Origin of the sequence: Flavobacterium cauense R2A-7 (assembly GCF_000498475.1) — a bacterium.
GTDB classification, from domain to species: domain Bacteria; phylum Bacteroidota; class Bacteroidia; order Flavobacteriales; family Flavobacteriaceae; genus Flavobacterium; species Flavobacterium cauense.
In genome coordinates this window covers 58,772-77,418 of the sequence record NZ_AVBI01000024.1, presented here as the reverse complement: position 1 = coordinate 77,418, position 18,647 = coordinate 58,772, and the positions used below count along the sequence as shown (strand labels likewise).

At 38.2% G+C, this 18,647-nt stretch carries 18 protein-coding genes; 10 read left to right on the top strand and 8 right to left on the bottom strand.

The window, feature by feature from the left end; translation table 11 throughout:
* Nucleotides 1-14 precede the first annotated feature (14 nt).
* The 5 genes from FCR2A7T_RS13700 (at nucleotide 15) to FCR2A7T_RS13680 (ending at nucleotide 5,697) form a co-directional block, all read left to right on the top strand.
* Entirely contained in the window at nucleotides 15-1,361 is a 1,347-nt protein-coding gene (locus FCR2A7T_RS13700; protein ID WP_023571899.1) for a DEAD/DEAH box helicase, read from the top strand.
* Nucleotides 1,362-1,527: 166 nt separating this feature from the next.
* On the top strand, nucleotides 1,528-3,456 hold the full coding sequence (locus tag FCR2A7T_RS13695; protein ID WP_035118700.1) for a vWA domain-containing protein: 1,929 nt from the start codon (nucleotides 1,528-1,530) through the stop codon (nucleotides 3,454-3,456).
* Nucleotides 3,453-4,706, top strand: coding sequence for a dihydroorotase (locus FCR2A7T_RS13690; protein WP_023571898.1), 1,254 nt, complete (start codon nucleotides 3,453-3,455; stop codon nucleotides 4,704-4,706). Before FCR2A7T_RS13695 ends, FCR2A7T_RS13690 begins: the two co-directional genes overlap by 4 nt.
* A gap of 9 nt (nucleotides 4,707-4,715) precedes the next feature.
* The gene (locus FCR2A7T_RS13685; RefSeq protein WP_023571897.1) at nucleotides 4,716-5,045 is read left to right on the top strand and encodes a DUF4870 domain-containing protein; all 330 of its coding nucleotides are present in this window, start codon (nucleotides 4,716-4,718) and stop codon (nucleotides 5,043-5,045) included.
* A 1-nt stretch (nucleotide 5,046) separates the two neighbouring features.
* A complete protein-coding gene (locus tag FCR2A7T_RS13680; RefSeq protein WP_023571896.1) occupies nucleotides 5,047-5,697 on the top strand; it encodes an alpha/beta hydrolase in 651 nt (216 codons plus the stop codon).
* A 24-nt stretch (nucleotides 5,698-5,721) separates the two neighbouring features.
* Here FCR2A7T_RS13680 and FCR2A7T_RS13675 read toward each other — a convergent pair whose 3' ends face one another.
* Genes FCR2A7T_RS13675 through FCR2A7T_RS13665 form a run of 3 tightly spaced genes read right to left on the bottom strand, consistent with a single transcriptional unit; the run spans nucleotide 5,722 to nucleotide 7,547 of the window.
* Nucleotides 5,722-6,225 (bottom strand): hypothetical protein, encoded by a 504-nt coding sequence (locus FCR2A7T_RS13675; protein WP_023571895.1) that lies wholly within the window; start codon nucleotides 6,223-6,225, stop codon nucleotides 5,722-5,724.
* Nucleotides 6,226-6,276: 51 nt separating this feature from the next.
* Entirely contained in the window at nucleotides 6,277-6,780 is a 504-nt protein-coding gene (locus FCR2A7T_RS13670; protein WP_035118698.1) for a hypothetical protein, read from the bottom strand.
* Between the two features lie 2 nt (nucleotides 6,781-6,782).
* Nucleotides 6,783-7,547, bottom strand: a complete 765-nt coding sequence (locus FCR2A7T_RS13665) for an MBL fold metallo-hydrolase (RefSeq protein WP_023571893.1) — start codon at nucleotides 7,545-7,547, stop codon at nucleotides 6,783-6,785.
* 94 nt (nucleotides 7,548-7,641) lie between these two features.
* Between FCR2A7T_RS13665 and FCR2A7T_RS13660 the strand changes: the two genes are divergently transcribed.
* Complete coding sequence (locus FCR2A7T_RS13660; RefSeq protein ID WP_035118762.1) at nucleotides 7,642-9,105, top strand: hypothetical protein; 1,464 nt, start codon at nucleotides 7,642-7,644, stop codon at nucleotides 9,103-9,105.
* Between the two features lie 115 nt (nucleotides 9,106-9,220).
* Here the strand turns inward: FCR2A7T_RS13660 and bcp are convergent, their stop codons facing one another.
* Nucleotides 9,221-9,673, bottom strand: coding sequence for a thioredoxin-dependent thiol peroxidase (gene bcp, locus FCR2A7T_RS13655; RefSeq protein WP_023571891.1), 453 nt, complete (start codon nucleotides 9,671-9,673; stop codon nucleotides 9,221-9,223).
* A 119-nt stretch (nucleotides 9,674-9,792) separates the two neighbouring features.
* Between bcp and FCR2A7T_RS13650 the strand changes: the two genes are divergently transcribed.
* Entirely contained in the window at nucleotides 9,793-10,446 is a 654-nt protein-coding gene (locus tag FCR2A7T_RS13650; protein WP_023571890.1) for an endonuclease III domain-containing protein, read from the top strand.
* Nucleotides 10,447-10,481: 35 nt separating this feature from the next.
* On the opposite strand, the gene FCR2A7T_RS15250 is transcribed toward FCR2A7T_RS13650, so the two are convergent.
* Both FCR2A7T_RS15250 and FCR2A7T_RS13645 read right to left on the bottom strand, forming a co-directional pair.
* Entirely contained in the window at nucleotides 10,482-10,625 is a 144-nt protein-coding gene (locus FCR2A7T_RS15250) for a hypothetical protein (protein ID WP_023571889.1), read from the bottom strand.
* Nucleotides 10,626-10,676: 51 nt separating this feature from the next.
* Entirely contained in the window at nucleotides 10,677-11,261 is a 585-nt protein-coding gene (locus tag FCR2A7T_RS13645; protein ID WP_023571888.1) for an RNA polymerase sigma factor, read from the bottom strand.
* Between the two features lie 321 nt (nucleotides 11,262-11,582).
* Here FCR2A7T_RS13645 and uvrA point away from each other — a divergent pair, with 321 nt between their 5' ends.
* Entirely contained in the window at nucleotides 11,583-14,369 is a 2,787-nt protein-coding gene (uvrA, locus tag FCR2A7T_RS13640) for an excinuclease ABC subunit UvrA (RefSeq protein ID WP_023571887.1), read from the top strand.
* 276 nt (nucleotides 14,370-14,645) lie between these two features.
* Here the strand turns inward: uvrA and FCR2A7T_RS13635 are convergent, their stop codons facing one another.
* Nucleotides 14,646-15,836, bottom strand: a complete 1,191-nt coding sequence (locus tag FCR2A7T_RS13635) for a M20/M25/M40 family metallo-hydrolase (protein WP_023571886.1) — start codon at nucleotides 15,834-15,836, stop codon at nucleotides 14,646-14,648.
* A 110-nt stretch (nucleotides 15,837-15,946) separates the two neighbouring features.
* On the opposite strand from FCR2A7T_RS13635, the gene FCR2A7T_RS13630 reads away from it, so the two are divergent.
* Both FCR2A7T_RS13630 and FCR2A7T_RS13625 read left to right on the top strand, forming a co-directional pair.
* Nucleotides 15,947-16,342: a VOC family protein gene (locus FCR2A7T_RS13630; RefSeq protein ID WP_023571885.1), complete on the top strand. Its 396-nt coding sequence runs from the start codon at nucleotides 15,947-15,949 to the stop codon at nucleotides 16,340-16,342.
* 237 nt (nucleotides 16,343-16,579) lie between these two features.
* Nucleotides 16,580-17,287, top strand: coding sequence for a hypothetical protein (locus FCR2A7T_RS13625; protein WP_023571884.1), 708 nt, complete (start codon nucleotides 16,580-16,582; stop codon nucleotides 17,285-17,287).
* Between the two features lie 65 nt (nucleotides 17,288-17,352).
* On the opposite strand, the gene FCR2A7T_RS13620 is transcribed toward FCR2A7T_RS13625, so the two are convergent.
* On the bottom strand, nucleotides 17,353-18,630 hold the full coding sequence (locus FCR2A7T_RS13620; protein ID WP_023571883.1) for a glycosyltransferase family 4 protein: 1,278 nt from the start codon (nucleotides 18,628-18,630) through the stop codon (nucleotides 17,353-17,355).
* Nucleotides 18,631-18,647: the final 17 nt, after the last annotated feature.

Here is an 18,647-nt window from a genome sequence, read left to right as displayed (position 1 = left end):
AAAATATACGTTTTATGAGTACTTTTGAGCAATTCAATCTTCCGAAATCCTTACAAAAAGCCATTTATGATTTGGGCTTAACCACGCCTACGCCTATTCAGGTGAAATCATTTCCGGTAATCATGTCGGGACGCGATGTTATGGGAATTGCCCAAACCGGTACGGGTAAAACCTACGCTTACCTGCTTCCTATCCTAAAACAATGGAAGTTCACGCCAACGCACACGCCAAAAGTGGTAATTATCGTTCCCACTCGTGAATTGGTGGTTCAAGTGGCTGAAGAAGTCGAAAAACTGACCAAATACATGTCGGTTCGTGTTTTAGGAGTGTACGGTGGAGTGAACATCAATACTCAAAAAACATCGGTTTACCAAGGGGTTGACGTATTAGTGGGAACTCCGGGTCGTATGATGGACCTGGCGTTAGACAACGTAGTTCGTTTCGACGAAATGCAGAAATTGGTTATTGACGAATTCGATGAAATTCTGAATTTAGGATTCCGATTCCAAATCACTTCCATCCTTTCAATGATGCGTCCGAAACGCCAAAACATACTGTTTTCAGCCACGATGACCGATGAAGTAGACGAACTTTTGGACGAATATTTCGATTTTCCCGAAGAAGTTTCGCTGGCACAATCCGGAACACCTTTGGAAAAAATACAGCAATTTGCGTATCACGTTCCCAATTTCCTTACGAAAGTCAATGTCTTAAAACATTTATTATCGCAGGACGAAGCTTTGGAACGCATCCTCATTTTCATCAACAACAAAAGAGTTGCCGACATTTTAATGGATCTTTTGGAAGAAGATTTCCCGGGTCAATTCGGAGTAATTCATTCCAATAAATCCCAAAATTACCGTTTGAATACGATGGCCAGTTTTCAGGCCGGAGAAATTCGCGGCATCGTAACTACCGATATCATGGCGCGTGGTTTGGATATTTCCGATATTACACACGTTATCAACATGCAATTTTCGGAAACTCCGGAACAATACATTCACCGAATCGGTCGTACCGGTCGTGCCGATAAAGAAGGAATCGCGATAAGTTTAATTGCACCGACAGAAGAAGAATTCCAGGTAGAAGCCGAACTTTTAATGGAAAAAGAACTCGAAATCTTACCGGTGCCGGAAGGTATAAAAATTGAAGAAAAACGTTTGGAATTTGAAAAAGACAAGAAGAAAGTCAAATTCCTGATGAAGAAAGTCAAACTGGAAGGTGGCGCGGCTTTTCATGAAAAATCGGATAAAAACAAACAGGTTAATCTTGGTGGTCCCGGAAAAACTAAGCCAAGAAAAACAGCACCAAGAAACAGAGAAGTCGAAAGAAAACGTGCTGCTAAGAGAAAGAAGAAATAATAGGTAGTAGTCAGTAATCAGTTGGCAAATTGCAGATTGCAGAAAAAGTAGTAGACAGTAGCCAGTGATTAGGTTGACGGTAATCAGAAAAAAACTGTACTCTGAACACTGAATACTGAATACTGAACACTAAAAATAGTTATCTTTGAAAAATCTTTACAACTAAATGCAATTCAAACATCCCGAAATTCTGTATTTCCTTTTTTTATTGGTGATACCAATTTTGGTGCATTTATTTCAATTACGACGTTTTAAGACCGAATATTTCACCAATGTTCGCTTCCTGAAAGAACTCAGCATTCAAACCCGAAAGAGTTCCAAAATCAAAAAATGGTTACTGCTGGCTACCCGATTGCTTTTATTAGCCTGTCTGATTATTGCCTTTGCACAGCCTTTTTTTAAAGCCAAAGACAGTCAGAACAGCGGCAACGAAATGGTCATTATTTTGGACAATTCCTTTTCGATGCAGGCCAAAGGCAACCGTGGCGAATTGTTAAAACGTGCGGTACAGGAATTACTTGAAAACACTCCCGAAAACCAACGTTTTTCTTTGGTAACCAATACCGAAACGTTTTGGGATACCGATATAAAATCGATTCAAAAAGACCTGCAAAACCTACAATACAGTGCTACACCGTTTCAGTTGGATTTTCTGCTGACCAAAATCGAAACCAAAAAACACAATACTCCGAAAGACATTTTCATCATTACCGATGCGGTTAATGCGCAATCGAAAAGTCTTGAAAAACTAAACGAAAATTCACCAGTTTATTATTGGATTCCGAAAGCCGAAAACCAAAACAATGTAAGCATTGATGCAGTTTCCATCAGCGGTCAATCGGAAACGTTTTATGAAATTAAAGTCGACGTGAACGGTTTTGGAGCCATTGAAAACGATATTCCCATGTCGGTTTACAACGGTAAAAATCTAATCGCCAAAACTGTGGTAAAATTGGAAAACAACAAAAAATCGGTTCAGTTTTCCCTACCTAAAAAAGATTTTCACGGCTATGTTTCCATTGAAGATAAAAGTCTGACTTACGATAACACTTATTATTTCAGCATTTCCAAACCGGAAAAGTCGAATGTGATCGTCATCGGCGAAAACCCGAAAAACGAATTCTTATCTCGAATTTATACTCCGGACGAATTCAACTATACGAGTTCCGAATTAAATGCGGTCGATTATAATGCAATCGACAAACAAGACGCCATTGTGCTGAACGAAATCAAAGACATTCCGCAAGCCTTAACAACCACACTGAAAGCGTTTTATGAAAAAGGCGGCAATGTAGTTTTGATTCCGTCTTCGGAAAGTTCGGCGCAAAATCTGAACTCCTTTTTAAACAATTTTAGTGGAATCAAGTTCGGTTCCCTGCAAAATCAGGAAAAACAGGTTACTAAAATTGCGTTCAGTCACCCGTTGTACCAAACCGTTTTTGAAAAGAAAACCGATAATTTCCAGTATCCTAAAGTCAGTACAGCTTTCAGCACGAGTGGCGCTATTGCTAGCGTTTTAAATTATGCCGACCAATCCTTTTTCTTGGGTTCAACAACCAACAAAATCGGACATCTGTATGTTTTCTCGGCACCGATAAATAAAAACAATAGCAACTTCCAGAATTCTCCTTTAATTGTTCCGACGTTTTACAACATGGCACAGAACAATCAGAAAACCGGAATTTCAGCCTATACCATCGGAGAAAATCAAAATCTGGTTTTGGATGTTTTACTGTCAAAAGACGAAGTGGTTACCATTACCAACGAAACTTCCGATTTCATTCCGATGCAACAGATTCTGAACAATAAAATCAAATTGGCTTTTGGCGATTATCCGGAACAATCGGGTAATTTTTCGGTGATGAAGAACAAAGAAGTTTTGAAAAACATCAGTTTCAATCACGCCCGAACCGAAAGCGATTTGAGCCTGATCAACGACAATCTATTTGATAAATTTACTTCCGTATCTTCGGTGGAAGCGGTTTTTAACGATATCCATTCGACACGAACCGGCAACGAAATCTGGAAATATTTTATAATTGCAACACTACTATTTTTATTACTCGAACTACTGATCCAAAAATTCGTAAAATGAACGTAATTTTAAAAAACACAACTATTATCGATAAAGAAAGTGCTTTTCACAACCAGAAAGCCGACATTAAAATTATCGATGGCATCATAACAAAAATTGGTCAAAATCTTACCAACGAAGAAAACCTTCAGGTTGTTGAACTGGAAAACCTTCACGTTTCACAAGGTTGGTTTGACGCTTCGGTTTCTTTTGGCGAACCCGGATTTGAAGACCGCGAAACCATTGCAAACGGATTGACAACAGCGGCAAAAAGTGGTTTTACCAATGTGGCTTTGCAACCGAATTCCCTTCCGGTAATTGACAACCAGTCGCAAGTGAGTTTTGTATTGAATAAGGCGAACGGATTTGCTACGCAATTACACCCGATTGGTGCGTTCACCAAAAACAGCGAAGGCAACGATTTAGCCGAAATGTTTGATATGAAAAATGCCGGAGCGATTGCTTTTGGCGATTATAATAAAAATTCCGACAATGCTAACCTGTTGAAAATCGGATTGCAATATGTTCAGGATTTTGACGGATTGGTACTGGCGTATTGTCAGGACAAAACCATCAAAGGAAACGGCGTGGTTCATGAAGGCATTGTTAGTACAAAATTAGGTTTGAAAGGCATCCCGTCATTAGCTGAAGAATTAGAAGTGGCACGAAACCTGTTTTTACTGGAATATACCGGTGGAAAAATGCACATTCCTACGATATCCACAGCAAAATCAGTACAATTAATACAAGAAGCCAAAGCTAAAGGCTTGAACGTAACCTGCAGTGTTGCGGTTCATAATCTGGTTTTGACGGATGAAGTTTTAACGGGATTCGACACAAGATATAAAGTTACGCCGCCTTTACGCGATGAAAACCATAAAAAAGCTTTGATTGAAGGCGTTTTGAACGGAACGATTGATTTCATTACTTCCGATCATAATCCGTTGGATGTAGAACACAAGAAAATGGAATTCGACAATGCTAAAAACGGAACTATCGGATTGGAAAGTGCTTTTGGTGCCTTGCAGACGATTTTACCAACGGAAATTATCGTTGAAAAATTAATCAATGGCAAGAACGTTTTCGGAATTGAAAAGCAACCTATTAAAGAAGGAAATGTCGCTTCATTAACGTTATTTACAACCGAAGGAAACTGGGAATTCAGCAAAGAAAATATCCTTTCAAAATCGAAAAACTCCGCATTTTTAGGGCAACCGATGAAAGGACACGCTTACGGCATTTACAATAACCGACAATTGATTTTAAACTAAAATTTCGTCATGGAAAACAATTCAGTACAAGAAGGAAAAACGACCGCGATTATAAGTTACTTCACCATTTTAGGAAGTATCATCGCTATTTTCATGAATCTGGAACCTAAAAATTCGTTTGCGGGTTTTCATATTCGTCAGGCTTTCGGAATTAACATCACGTTTTACATTTTAGCCTATTTTATTGGTTATTTCGACAGTTGGATGGTTTCTTCGGCTTTCTATGTGTTCATTTTTGTACTTTGGATTTATGGATTTCTCGGAGCCGTTCAGGGCGAAATGAAAGTGATTCCGCTATTAGGAGAACATTTCCAGAAATGGTTTAAAAATTTAGCATAACATGAGTTTATCTTTATATCATCTCGTTAGAGAACCGAAAGTAAAAAAAGAGAAAAATCCTTTACTATTGTTATTGCACGGTTACGGCAGTAACGAAGAAGATTTATTTTCCTTCGCACAGGAATTACCAGAGGAATACTTTGTGATTTCAGCTCGTGCACCCTACCCGCTTCCGCCTTATGGAAACGCTTGGTATGCGATTCATTTTGATGCCGATGAAAACAAATTCTCCGACAATGACGAAGCCAGAGCTTCACGCGATTTGATTGCGAATTTTATTGGTGAATTAATAGCTGCGTATCCGATTGATGCCGAAAACGTAACACTGATTGGTTTCAGTCAGGGTTCGATTCTGAGCTATTCGGTAGCACTTTCGTATCCTGAAAAAGTACAGCGTGTGGTAGCCTTGAGCGGTTATCTGAATTTGGATATCGTAAAAGAAGAGTATAAAAACAACGACATCAGTAAACTGAAATTCTTCATTTCACACGGAACAGTCGATCAGGTAATTCCGGTGGACTGGGCCCGAAAAGCTCCTGAATTTTTCAAGAGTTTAGGCTTGGATGTGGTTTACAAAGAATACCCTGTAGGTCACGGCGTGGCACCTCAGAATTTTTATGATTTTAAGAATTGGCTGGAAAACAGCAAATAAAAAAAGCTCCGAACGGAGCTTTTTTTATTCCCCAACATCACTGCCGGTTATTTTCTTTTCTACAGCAACTGCTGAGACATATTCAATCTTATTTCCTTTTTTCAGCACATAACCTTTCCATGCTTCCAGCATCCAATCGGCTTGTACATAAGGCTTTCCTTCACTTTCTCTTTTCAGCAACATGGATTTTTTGGCATTCGGCAAGAATAATTCGGCTACCGCTTTATCCTCACTGAACACAACATAAGCATTAAGTGTAGCCTGCTCACCGTCAACATCTATGGAATCGGCCGGACTTTTATAAGGTGTCAATCGAAATCCTTCTTCAAACACACGGATACAACCTTTACGGGTTTCTGACCACATATAGCCTGCCGAAGCAACGCATCCTTTATCGTCTTTATCATTACCTAACACTACAGGTTTTTGATCCAAAACAACAGCATCATCCTTCGAATGATCCTTAAAAATGAAATCACAGGACGTGAGCAACAAAACTGCTAAAATAGTATGTAAAATTGTTTTCATGTGGTGGTGGTTATCGTTAAGTCGGATAATAAAAACTAAATTACTACAATTTTATTGTACATTTTTCACTTTGGGAAATAAAATCGTTTCTATGGTTTCAAAATCAGTAGGCTTATTTTCGTTGACAAAATACTTGATCAGAATTTCACCTCTAAGCGTTCCGGAATAAACATCGGCAATAATCCAACGGTGGTTGATTATTTTTATTTTATTGATAATGAATTTGTTTCCGTCAATTGCGTCATAAGGAACCAGTGGATTTCCTTTCGGATTATCATTTAACGCCAATAATTCGTTTTTAATTTTCTCTGTTAATTCCGGAATGCTGTAATTCTCAAAATAATCCATCGATTCATCGTTCATTTCCAAAGAGAAATAATTTGCATCCAACATCTGATTGTAAACAATATTCGAAGAATCCCTTACCATTTTGATTTTCGCTTTGGCATTCTCGATTTCTTTGCTTTGTGTTTTCAGGATTTTTGTGGAATTCATGTACTGAAACACGTTGAACAATAAGGACAGAATAAATAAATATAATACTGCTTTTTTCATTTTTACACTGTGATTTCTAGGTTATCGTAAGCCAAAAATACATTCTTTGGCAATTTTTTAGCCACTTCTTCATGGAATCCCAAAAGGTGACTGATATGCGTTAAATAAGCGCTTTCCGGCTGTACCAAAGCTATAAAATCCAACGCTTCCTGCAAATTAAAATGCGTTGCATGCGGTTCTTCCCTAAGCGCATTGACTACCAAGACCTTAACCCCTTTTAATTTCTCAATTTCCGACTCATCAATCGTTTTCACATCCGTGAGATAGGCAAAATCGTCGATTCTGAATCCGAAAACCTGCAAATCGCCGTGCCAAACGGATATCGGGATGGCAGTTTTGTTTCCTATCGCAAATGGCTTATTGTTTTCTATTTCATTCACTGCAACCGAAGGCGCTCCCGGATATCGGTTTTCGGTTTCAAAAATATAATCAAAACGTCTTTTCAGACTTTTAAGTACCCGTTCGTGTGCAAAAATCGGTAAAGGTCCCTTTCTGAAATTATACGGACGAATATCATCCAAACCGGCCGTATGATCAGCATGTTCGTGTGTAAACAGAATTCCGTCCAAATCATGACAATTGGCGGCCAACATCTGCTGACGAAAATCGGGACCACAATCCACCACAAATGAGAAGTCATCCCAGTGAATCCAAATGGAAACCCTCAAACGCTTGTCTTTAAAATCATTACTCAAACATACCGAATGATGGCTTCCGATTACGGGAATTCCCTGTGAAGTTCCGGTTCCTAAAAAATATACTTTCAAAATCGTATTGTTTTTTACAAAAATAGGATTATTTATCTTTTGTAAAAATAGCTATTTTGTTAACTTTGTCAATATAAACGGAATTATGAAGAATATAGGAAGCGAAATCAAATTAAAAGGAGATCGCGAAATTGAAGTTATACCCGCTATAGCAGATAAGGCACTACGAATAAACCTTAACAAAAATATCTACGGAACTTTTGCTGAAATTGGTGCCGGACAGGAAACGGTAAGACATTTTTTCCGAACGGGAGGTTCTTCAGGAACCATTGCAAAAGCGATGTCAGCATACGACAAAGACTTCAGTGATGCTATTTATGGTGTTGAAGATGACGGTCGTTATGTTACAGAAAGTCGTCTTAGAAAAATGCTTACCCATGAAACCCGATTGATTGAAGAGCGTTTGGATCGCGAAAAACATCCGGACAAAATCTTTTTCAGTTATGCCAATACCGTGGCTACTATTGACTTTGCCAAACAATTTAAAGGTCATGGCTGGGTAGGAATCAATTTTCAGGTAGAGCCCGGTGAAGACTACAATGAGATTATTTTACACATCCGTTTCAAAGAAAACGACTCCAAATTACAACAGGAAACATTAGGAATTTTAGGGGTTAACCTGATTTACGGAGCGTTTTACAAATACAACGATCCTAAAAAATTATTACGCTACTTATACGACCATTTGGACAAAGACCAATTGGAAATCGACACCATTAACTTCTCCGGCCCCCGTTTTAAAGATGTAGACAACCGATTGATGAGTTTACAATTGGTTAAAAACGGAATGACCGATGCGGTAATGTTTGGTCCCGATGGAAAAAACGTATTACCAGCGGCGATTTTATACAAGAAAAACATTTTGGCATTGCGCGGAAGTTTCCGTCCGGTAACCAAAGTGAACATGGACATGTATGAGAAATCACTGGAAATGTTCCTTCAGGAAAAGAAAGTGGAAAAAGAAAATGCCTTAGTGGTGTTTGAAATTACACTTTCCAATTTACGCTCTGAAGGCGAAATCGACGAATTAGACTTCATGGACAGAGCCGAATTACTTTGTTCTTTAGGGCAAACCGTAATGATTTCAAACTTCCAGGAATATTACAAAGTAGTGGAATATTTCTCCGAATATACCAAAGCCCGCATGGGATTAGCCATGGGTGTGAGCAACTTAATTGATATTTTCGACGAGAAATACTACCGTCATTTGAGCGGAGGAATCTTGGAAGCGTTCGGTAAATTATTCTATCGTGATTTAAAAGTATTCTTGTATCCGATGGAAGATGAAAACGGAGCAATCATCAACTCACAAAACCTTAAGGTTCATCCGCGCATGAAAGAATTGTATAAATTCTTCGCCTACAACGGAAAAGTGATTGACATAACCGATTTCGATAAAGACCACCTTAAAATTTTCTCCCGTGAAGTATTGAAAATGATCAGTAAAGGGAAAAAAGGATGGGAAGAAATGCTGCCGGAAGGTATTGCTGAACTCATCAAGAAAAATCATCTTTTCGGTTACGACGAGAAAAAATTACTGGAAGAACAACCAAAATAGTTGGCAGATTGCAGAACGCAGTTTGTATATTATAAAAAATAAAAAAGAGTTAGATGAAATACATTCAGTCTAACTCTTTTTTTATCTCTAACATTTATTACAAAAATGCTGAGCACTAACCCAATATCTGAGCCGCATGTGCTTTGGTTTTGACATCAGAAATTACCTCTTCAATAATTCCTTTTTCGTCAATTACAAAAGTGGTTCTGTGAATGCCATCGTACTCCCTGCCCATAAATTTCTTCGGTCCCCAAACGCCAAAAGCTTCAATCACTTTTTTGTCTTCATCGGCTAACAGCGGAAACGGAAACGCAAATTTGTCTTTAAATTTTCCTTGTGCTTTCTGGCTGTCGGCACTAACGCCCAACAAAGCGTAATTATTGGCCTGAAAACGCTCAAAATTATCTCTTAAATCACAAGCTTCTGCCGTACAACCCGGGGTATTGGCCTTCGGATAAAAAAATACAACTAATTTTTTTCCGACATAATCTGCTAACGAATGTAATTTTCCATCCTGATCCACTCCTGAAAAATTGGGCGCTTGATCCCCTTTTTTTAATGTTGTCATTTCTTTAGTTTCAAAGTTACAAAGTACCAAAGTTACAAAGTTTTTGTGTCCAAAAAACCAGCATTAGTTTAAGATTAAAGTAGTATTTTCGCTATCTGTAATTACTATTTACAATTGCCATGACCAAAGACGAAAAAGTACAATTCGTAATAAACACTTTAAACGAAATATATCCCGAAATCCCGATTCCGCTAGATCACAAAGATGCATATACCTTACTGATAGCCGTTTTGCTTTCGGCGCAGTGTACCGATGTTCGTGTGAATCAGATTACGCCGTTGCTTTTCGCTAAAGCGGACAATCCGTATGATATGGTGAAATTATCTGTGGAAGAAATCAGGGAAATTATCAAACCATGCGGACTTTCGCCAATGAAATCAAAAGGAATTCACGGTTTATCGCAAATTCTGATTGAAAAACACGGTGGCAAAGTCCCACAAAGTTTTGAACATTTAGAGGCCTTACCGGCTGTGGGACACAAAACGGCAAGTGTAGTGATGAGCCAGGCATTCGGAGTTCCGGCTTTCCCGGTTGATACCCACATTCATCGCTTAATGTACCGCTGGAATTTAACCAACGGCAAAAACGTACAACAAACCGAAAAAGATGCTAAACGCATTTTTCCCGAAGCATTATGGAACGATTTACACCTTCAAATTATCTGGTACGGTAGGGAATATTCGCCGGCTCGCGGTTGGAATCTGGAAAAAGATATCATTACAAAAACCATTGGAAGAAAATCGGTTTTGGACGAATACTTTAAAAATAAATAAAAAATGCCCCGAAATTATCATCTCGGGGCATTTTCCTAATTAGCAATGGTCTCAAAAGTTAAGTCACCTGCTTTTGTAATGCTCAATGCTTTAGAGTAGCTGAGCAGAAAACTTACTGTTTCTTTTTTTGGTAACATTTTCGGACTTGCTTTTTTCTTCTTAGAGTAGAGTTTTGCCATTGTATGTGCTTTAAATTTAATACAATAACGCAACAGCAATCCAAATATTGTTTAATTGGTTAAAATAATTTGATTTTTTTCGATAACCTTTCTCAGATTCATTAAAGCATAACGCATTCTACCCAACGCGGTATTGATACTCACCCCTGTTAAGTCGGCTATTTCCTTGAAACTCAAGTCGTCATAAATACGCATCACCAAAACTTCGCGCTGATCGTCCGGCAATTCGTTTATCAAACGTTGCAAATCAACTTCTACTTGTTCGGAAATGATTCTGCTCTCAATATTCGGACTGTTATCCGTCATAATCGAAAAAACAGAATATTCCTCCGTATCTCTGTTGAAAGGCATTTTTTTGGTTTTACGAAAATGATCCACAATTAAATTATGGGCAATTCTCATAACCCAAGGCAAAAATTTACCTTCTTCGTTATAATTTTTCGTCTTTAAAGTTTTGATAACCTTAATAAAAGTGTCCTGAAAGATATCCTCGGTAACATCTCTGTCCATTACCTTAGAATAAATGAAACCGTAAATCTTAGATTGGTGTCTTTCTATTAATGTAGCTAAAGCAATTTCGTCTCCACCTACATAATTTTTCACTAGGACTGCGTCCGGAAGTACAACATTAGCCATAATAATACCTTTTAGTTTTTGGTTTGGGAATAGATTAAAAATCTCTAAAAAGTATTTTTATACGATAGGCAAATGTTATTTTTGGTTGATTAATTATATCCAAATATAGCAATAAATATTTTTATCTGACAAATAAAAATTTAAAATTTAACATATTTTCACACAATAAATCTTAAATATCGCATTAAAATCAACAAAATAATCAGTTTAGAGAAATCAAACGAACAGATCTTAATCCCGTAATTCTGTGCGTAATAATCCCGAAACAAATTCTTTAAAAATTGGTTTTTGACTATCTTTGCATTTCACCGACTTAGTTCTATGAAAACCGACATCACAACACTCGAACCGAAGAAAAATATCATTATAAAAGGAGCGCAACTTCACAATCTTAAGAATGTGGATGTAGCGATTCCGCGAAACAAACTTGTGGTTATCACCGGACTTTCAGGCTCCGGAAAATCCAGTTTGGCATTCGACACGCTTTATGCTGAAGGACAACGCCGCTATGTAGAAAGTTTATCTTCGTATGCCCGTCAGTTCCTAGGTCGATTGGACAAACCAAAAGTAGAATACATCAAAGGTATTGCGCCTGCTATTGCCATCGAGCAGAAAGTAAATACAACAAATGCTCGCTCAACGGTAGGAACTTCTACTGAAATTTACGATTATCTTAAATTATTATACGCCCGAATCGGGAAAACATTTTCTCCAGTTTCCGGCAATGAAGTCAAAAAACATACCGTTAGTGATGTCATCAACGAAGTAAAAAGTTTCGATTTAGAAAGCAAATGGCTGTTACTCTCCCCTATTCATCTGGAACAAGGCAGAGCGTTGGAAGACAAATTAAAAGTATTGTTACAACAAGGTTTTGCACGTATTTTGGTGAACAATGAAATGGTTCGTCTGGATGAAATCGACCAGCATTCCCTAGATAATAAAGACGTATTGCTAATTATTGACCGAATTGTAGTGAAAGAAGAAGAAGAATTCTTCAATCGATTGGCCGATGCGATTCAAACCGCGTTCTACGAAGGAAAAGGCGAATGTTATTTACAGGAATTGGGTTCGGATAAACGATTGGTTTTCAGCAATAATTTCGAATTGGACGGTATTACATTTCTGGAGCCGAATGTACATTTGTTCAGTTTTAACAATCCTTACGGCGCTTGTCCGAAATGTGAAGGCTACGGAAATGTCATCGGCATTGATGAAGAATTAGTGATTCCGAATACTGCACTTTCCGTTTACGAAAATGCCATTTATCCTTGGCGTGGCGAAAGTATGGGTTGGTACCGCGACCAATTGGTAAACAACAGTCATCATTTTGATTTCCCGATTCACAAACCCTTTTTCGAGTTAAGTGACGAACACAAAGCGCTGATCTGGAAAGGTAACAAATATTTTGTAGGACTCGACGACTTCTTTCAGGAGCTTGAAGAGAAGAACTATAAAATTCAAAACCGCGTAATGTTATCGCGTTACCGCGGAAAAACGAAATGCAACAGCTGCAAAGGAAAACGCTTGCGTCCTGAAGCTAATTACATCAAAATCGGAGGCAAAACCATTTCCGATTTGGTCGATTTACCGATTAAAAACCTGATTGAATTTTTCAAAGCCTTAACCTTATCCGAATACGACGAAAAGGTAGCCAAACGTCTTTTATTGGAAATCAACAACCGTTTGCGCTTTTTGGATGAAGTGGGTTTGAATTATCTGACTCTGAACCGAAATTCGGCAACGCTTTCCGGAGGAGAATCGCAACGAATCAATTTGGCAACTTCGTTAGGCAGTAGTTTGGTGGGTTCGATGTATATACTGGACGAACCGAGTATAGGCTTACATCCTAAAGATACGGAACGACTGATAAAAGTACTCGAAGATTTACGCAATTTAGGAAATACCGTAATTGTGGTGGAACACGATGAGGACATCATGAAAGCGGCAGATATGATTATCGATATCGGACCGGAAGCCGGAACGTTAGGCGGTGAATTGGTGGCACAGGGCACTTACGAAGAAATTCTGAAAGCCGATTCCCTTACCGCACAATATCTCAACGGAAAAATGGAAATTGAAGTCCCGAAAAAACGTCGGAAATTCAAAAATCATATTGATGTAATCGGTGCGCGTGAAAACAACTTAAAAAACATCAACGTGACTTTCCCTTTGGAATGTTTAACGGTAATTACCGGCGTTTCAGGAAGTGGAAAAAGTACGCTGGTTAAAAAAATATTATTCCCCGCCATTCAGAAAAAACTGGAAGGTGTGGGTGAAAAAGCCGGTCAGTTCACCGAATTAGCAGGAAGTTATTCGCATGTGAAACATATTGAATACGTGGATCAGAATCCGATTGGCAGAAGTTCGCGTTCGAATCCGGTGACGTACATTAAAGCGTATGACGATATTCGTGATTTGTTTTCGAAACAGCAGTTGTCGAAAATGCGCGGGTATCAACCGAAACATTTCTCCTTTAATGTAGAAGGCGGTCGTTGTGAAACCTGTAAAGGCGATGGTGAAGTGACAATCGAAATGCAATTCATGGCCGACGTACATCTGGAATGTGAAACCTGTGGCGGAAAACGCTTCAAGAAAGAAATTCTGGAAGTCAATTATGAAAATAAAAACATCGATGACATTTTAACGATGACCATTGATGATGCCATCGCGTTTTTCAACAATCACAAACAAACCAAAATCACGCAAAAATTGCAGCCGCTTCAGGATGTTGGTTTGGGTTATGTGCAATTGGGGCAATCCTCTTCTACCCTTTCCGGTGGTGAGGCACAGCGTATTAAACTGGCTTCTTTTTTAGTGAAAGGCGCTACCAAAGAAAAAGCATTATTCGTTTTTGACGAACCTACAACCGGATTGCATTTCCACGACATCAAAAAATTATTGGCTTCGTTTGATGCTTTAATCGAAAAAGGACATTCCATTATTGTGATTGAACACAATCTGGATTTAATTAAATGTGCCGATTATATTATCGACATTGGTCCGGAAGGTGGTGAAAACGGAGGGAATTTAATGGCGTTTGGCACACCGGAAGAAATTGCTAAAAATGCAAAATCCGTTACAGGGAAATACCTGAAAGAGAAGTTATAACAAACAGGGCTGCGTGAAATTTGAAATTAAAAGGAGGACAGCCAGTGACTTTCAGGTATAACTGCGTGAGGGATAGCAGTGGAAATCCTTTTTTGTTTTCACTATATTCAAATTTCAACGTAAACGTTGTAACAAAAAAGATTACTTCACTTTATTTCTATTTTAATTTGTGTTCCGTGAACTTCGTTTGCAACGGATAGCCCGACCTGAAAGGGCACGCCCAAATAATAACAATAAAAAAACGGTAGTTGAAAATCTCAATTACCGTTTTTTGTTTTATTCAATAACAATCTTTTTAGTAATTCGGTTAGCCCCCGATTCTAAAATCCCCATATACATCCCTTTGCTTAATTGAGATACATCAATGGTTTCGATTTGCTTGGCATTTGAAATCGAATTTGTATAAACTTGTTTCCCCTGAATGTCCATCAATGAAAACGTATAACTATTTTGAGGTAACATTCCTAAATTAATATTGAGTTTCTCTTTTGTAGGATTAGGAAAAAAACTGATTTGAAAATCGGCATTAAATTCTTCATTGCTCAATGTAGTGCTTGCATTGGCAAAATGCAAAGTGGCACCGGCTGCAGCTTTGGCTACTTTATAATTATATACCGGATCCATATTAACCAATAAATCGGTACTTGTATGCTTATGGGAAGTTTCATTGGTTTCAAAAAAACCGGTAATGATTTCGTTATTGGCTTGGAAAGGCATATAATCTGATGCATATGCGTAAGACAATGTCGTTTGAAGCGGAGAATACAATCCTACGCAAGCAATTAACTCGTTAGTGATTGTTGCAGAAGCCGCATTATTGGTAGACGGTGAAGCATTGGTATCTTTTTCACAAGTGATGTTGTTATTGGTCATCCCGGCAACACCACCCACTTCGTCTAAATTGAAAACTAATTTTATATTCATTTTAGGCGTGGTACCGTTAACTACTGAAGAAACAAAGTGTTGACTTCCGATTAGTCCATCTTCCTCACCACTGAAATTGATAAATTTAATGGAGTATTCTGTCGGAACATTTTGCAGTAATCGTGCGACTTCTAAAATAGAAACCACTCCGCTTCCGTTATCGTTGGTTCCGGTTCCGACAATGGAATCATAATGCCCGCAAACAATAACATAAGTATTGGGATAAACGGTTCCGACTTTGGTTAAAATAAGATTTTTACAAGTATAACTGCTGTTCGTATAACTGTCTTCTGTCATTTGAGCGGCTGTATAACCGTAACTCAAATATTTATTCTTTAACCAATCCAACGTGTTTTGCAAGGCTACGGTTCCTCTTCTTTTTACACCAAGAGCTTCGTACTCTGTTAAATTGTTAGTAATGTTGGTTTGTGATGTCTGGTTGACAATATCTGCATAGCGCTGAATAAAAGTCTGCGCGGTGGTGATTTGCAGACTAAAAAAAGCCAATAGCAACAACACATTTTTTTGCTTTAAAAAGGTCATTTTTTGTTAGTTTTAGTTAAGTAAGTTAGTTTTGGTTTACGAATTTATAAAATTTTAACTAATGAAGACATTTTTTTTATATTTTTCATTCAGATAAATTTAAATTTCAAATGAAACACATTCTAGCTTCCGAATTCATTCTCTATGTAGCCAATCAGGAAGTCAGTTCCCGATTTTACGAAGTACTTTTCAAAACAAAACCAACGCTTGAAGTCCCTGGCATGACGGAGTTTACAATTTCAGAAAGCCTAAAAATCGGGTTAATGCCCAACAACGGAATCGCTAAAATCATCACTCCGACCACTGTTCATCCGGAAAAAGGAAACGGAATTCCGCGTTGTGAACTCTATTTTTATGTGGAGAATATCGAATTGGAATATCAAAATGCTTTACAAGCTGGAGCAAAAATCATCAGTGGCATTGAAGACCGAAACTGGGGCGACCGTGTTTGTTATTTTGCCGATTCAGACGGTCACATTATCGCTTTCGCGGAAAAAATACAATAAACAACATAGCGTTTTTAATTTACAGATCTCATTTCTAGAAAGAAGTGAGATTTTTTTATCAATAATAAATAGCTGATTATCACATATATAAACACAATTCACTTCTTCAAAAAAAAGAGACTTTAATTTTTGGCACGCAAATTGGATACTACTTATCAACTGAATCATCAAACAAAAATTCAGAACCGTGAAAACCGAAAAACGATACGAGTAGGTAAACCATTAAATTTAAATATCATGAAAAAAATTACTCTTTTAGTAGCCAGTATACTTCTGGTAGGAAGTATGGCTTATGCGTCAGAAAACCCTGTTTTTTCTGATATCAATGGAAAAGGTCCTCGTTACAGTGTAGATTACAGAGATGCCGAACCAATTATGTTCCTGGAACGCGGAATTGAATTCTACGTTTTTCCTGACGGACAATTTGATTTCAACACGCGTCCTTCAGGACCGAGAAGAGGATCAACAAATGTTACTTACGGAGCGCCCGGAGTTCGTACAGGTGTTCATTACGGCCCTTCAAACTATGGTGTTCGAATTGAGCACGATAACTTTGGAAGAGTAAGACGCATCGGAAACGTGTTTATCAACTACGACGGATACAACAGAGTGAAACGCGTAGGATCTGTTTATATGAGATACAACAGTTTCGCACTTTCTCAAGTGGGTGGCTTACGCATAATGTATGACCGAAGAGGCCATATCATCGATGTAATCGGCTATGTAAACGGCTACAGTACAGGTTATACTTATATGCCTTACGGAGGAAACGATTACGACAACATGAACTACGACACCGATTACGGTTATGAAAGTGGTTCAGGTTACAACGAAGAGGATTACTACTACTACAAAGCCGATGGCACAAAAGCCAAAATGAGTGCTGAAGAAATCGAGACCGTTAAAAAAGATGAAAAAGTTGTGATGGAAAAAAATAAAAGATAATAAGATTTTGGTTGGTTAAGTTTGGTTAAAAGTCCCGCGAAACAGCAATGTGAAGCGGGATTTTTTTATTGTAACAACGCTGCCAAATCTTTGGTTAAATTTTTCCGGCTGTATTGTTGCAAGCCAACCGGATGCACTTTCAAATTCTTTTCAACATACAAGTTGAAGTAAGCGAGTAGTGTTTCTTTCACTTTATCTTTTTCATCGTACAAAGCAAAAACACCGGTATTGGTTTGTTTTAGAATCGTTGCAAAATCAGCGTCTTTTGGACCGATAGCCAATATTGGCCGTTCCGAAACCATGTATTCGAACAGTTTTCCGGGTATGATGCTTTTCGTGTCTTCCGAATCGATTTCAATTAACAGCAACACCTGCGATTTGCGCTGATGCTCAATTGCTTCCTGATGCGAAACATAGCCCAGATTGTTTACATAGTCCGATAATTTAAACTCGGAAATCGTATCCAAAACTTCCTGACTTGTGGCTCCGATTAATTTTAATTCGAAATGTTTTTTAAAATCCGGATTTTCTTTGACCAATTCGCGCAGGGCTTTCCATAAAATCCTTGGGTTTCGTTCCGATAAAAATGAACCGATGTGTGCCAACGTAAATTTTTCATCTAAAGACTGTTTTTCAATCTTTTCCACATCATAACCGTTGGTAATTACATGAATGGGTTTTGTTGTGATTCTTTCGAATTCTGTTTTGGTTGTCGGACTCGTCACTAAAAGAAAATCAGCTGTATTCATCACTTTTGATTCCAGATTTTTATGCTTTTTAGCAGAAGTTTCCGTTAATTTCAAAGCTTTATGATAGCCGATGGTTGTCCACGGATCTCTGAAATCAGCAATCCATTTGATACCGAGTTGCTGCTTCAATTCCAATCCGATTAAATGCAGACTGTGCGGCGGTCCGGTAGTAATTATAGTCTCAATTCCGTTTTCCTGAATGTATTTTGATAAATAATTCACCGATGGTTTCACCCACAAAACCCTCGCATCCGGAATAAACAAATTACCACGAACCCAAAGCATCATTTTTTGGACAAATGATTGCTTTTTCTGATTCGGAATAATTCCCGAACTTATCTTCTTAGTACTTTTTTTTGAAAACAAAGAAGCCCAGGAATAAGGTTCAATGATTTTATTTTTCAGAATGGTGACTTGCTCAGGCACTTCCTGCAATAGCTTTTCATCAACTAAAGGATAGGTTGGATTTTCCGGAATGTACACAATCGGCTCAATCCCAAATTCGGGCAAGTACTTCACAAACTTCAGCCAGCGCTGAACGCCGGGTCCGCCAGCCGGTGGCCAGTAATACGTTATGATGAGTACTTTTTTCATGTTTTCCGAAAGCTAAA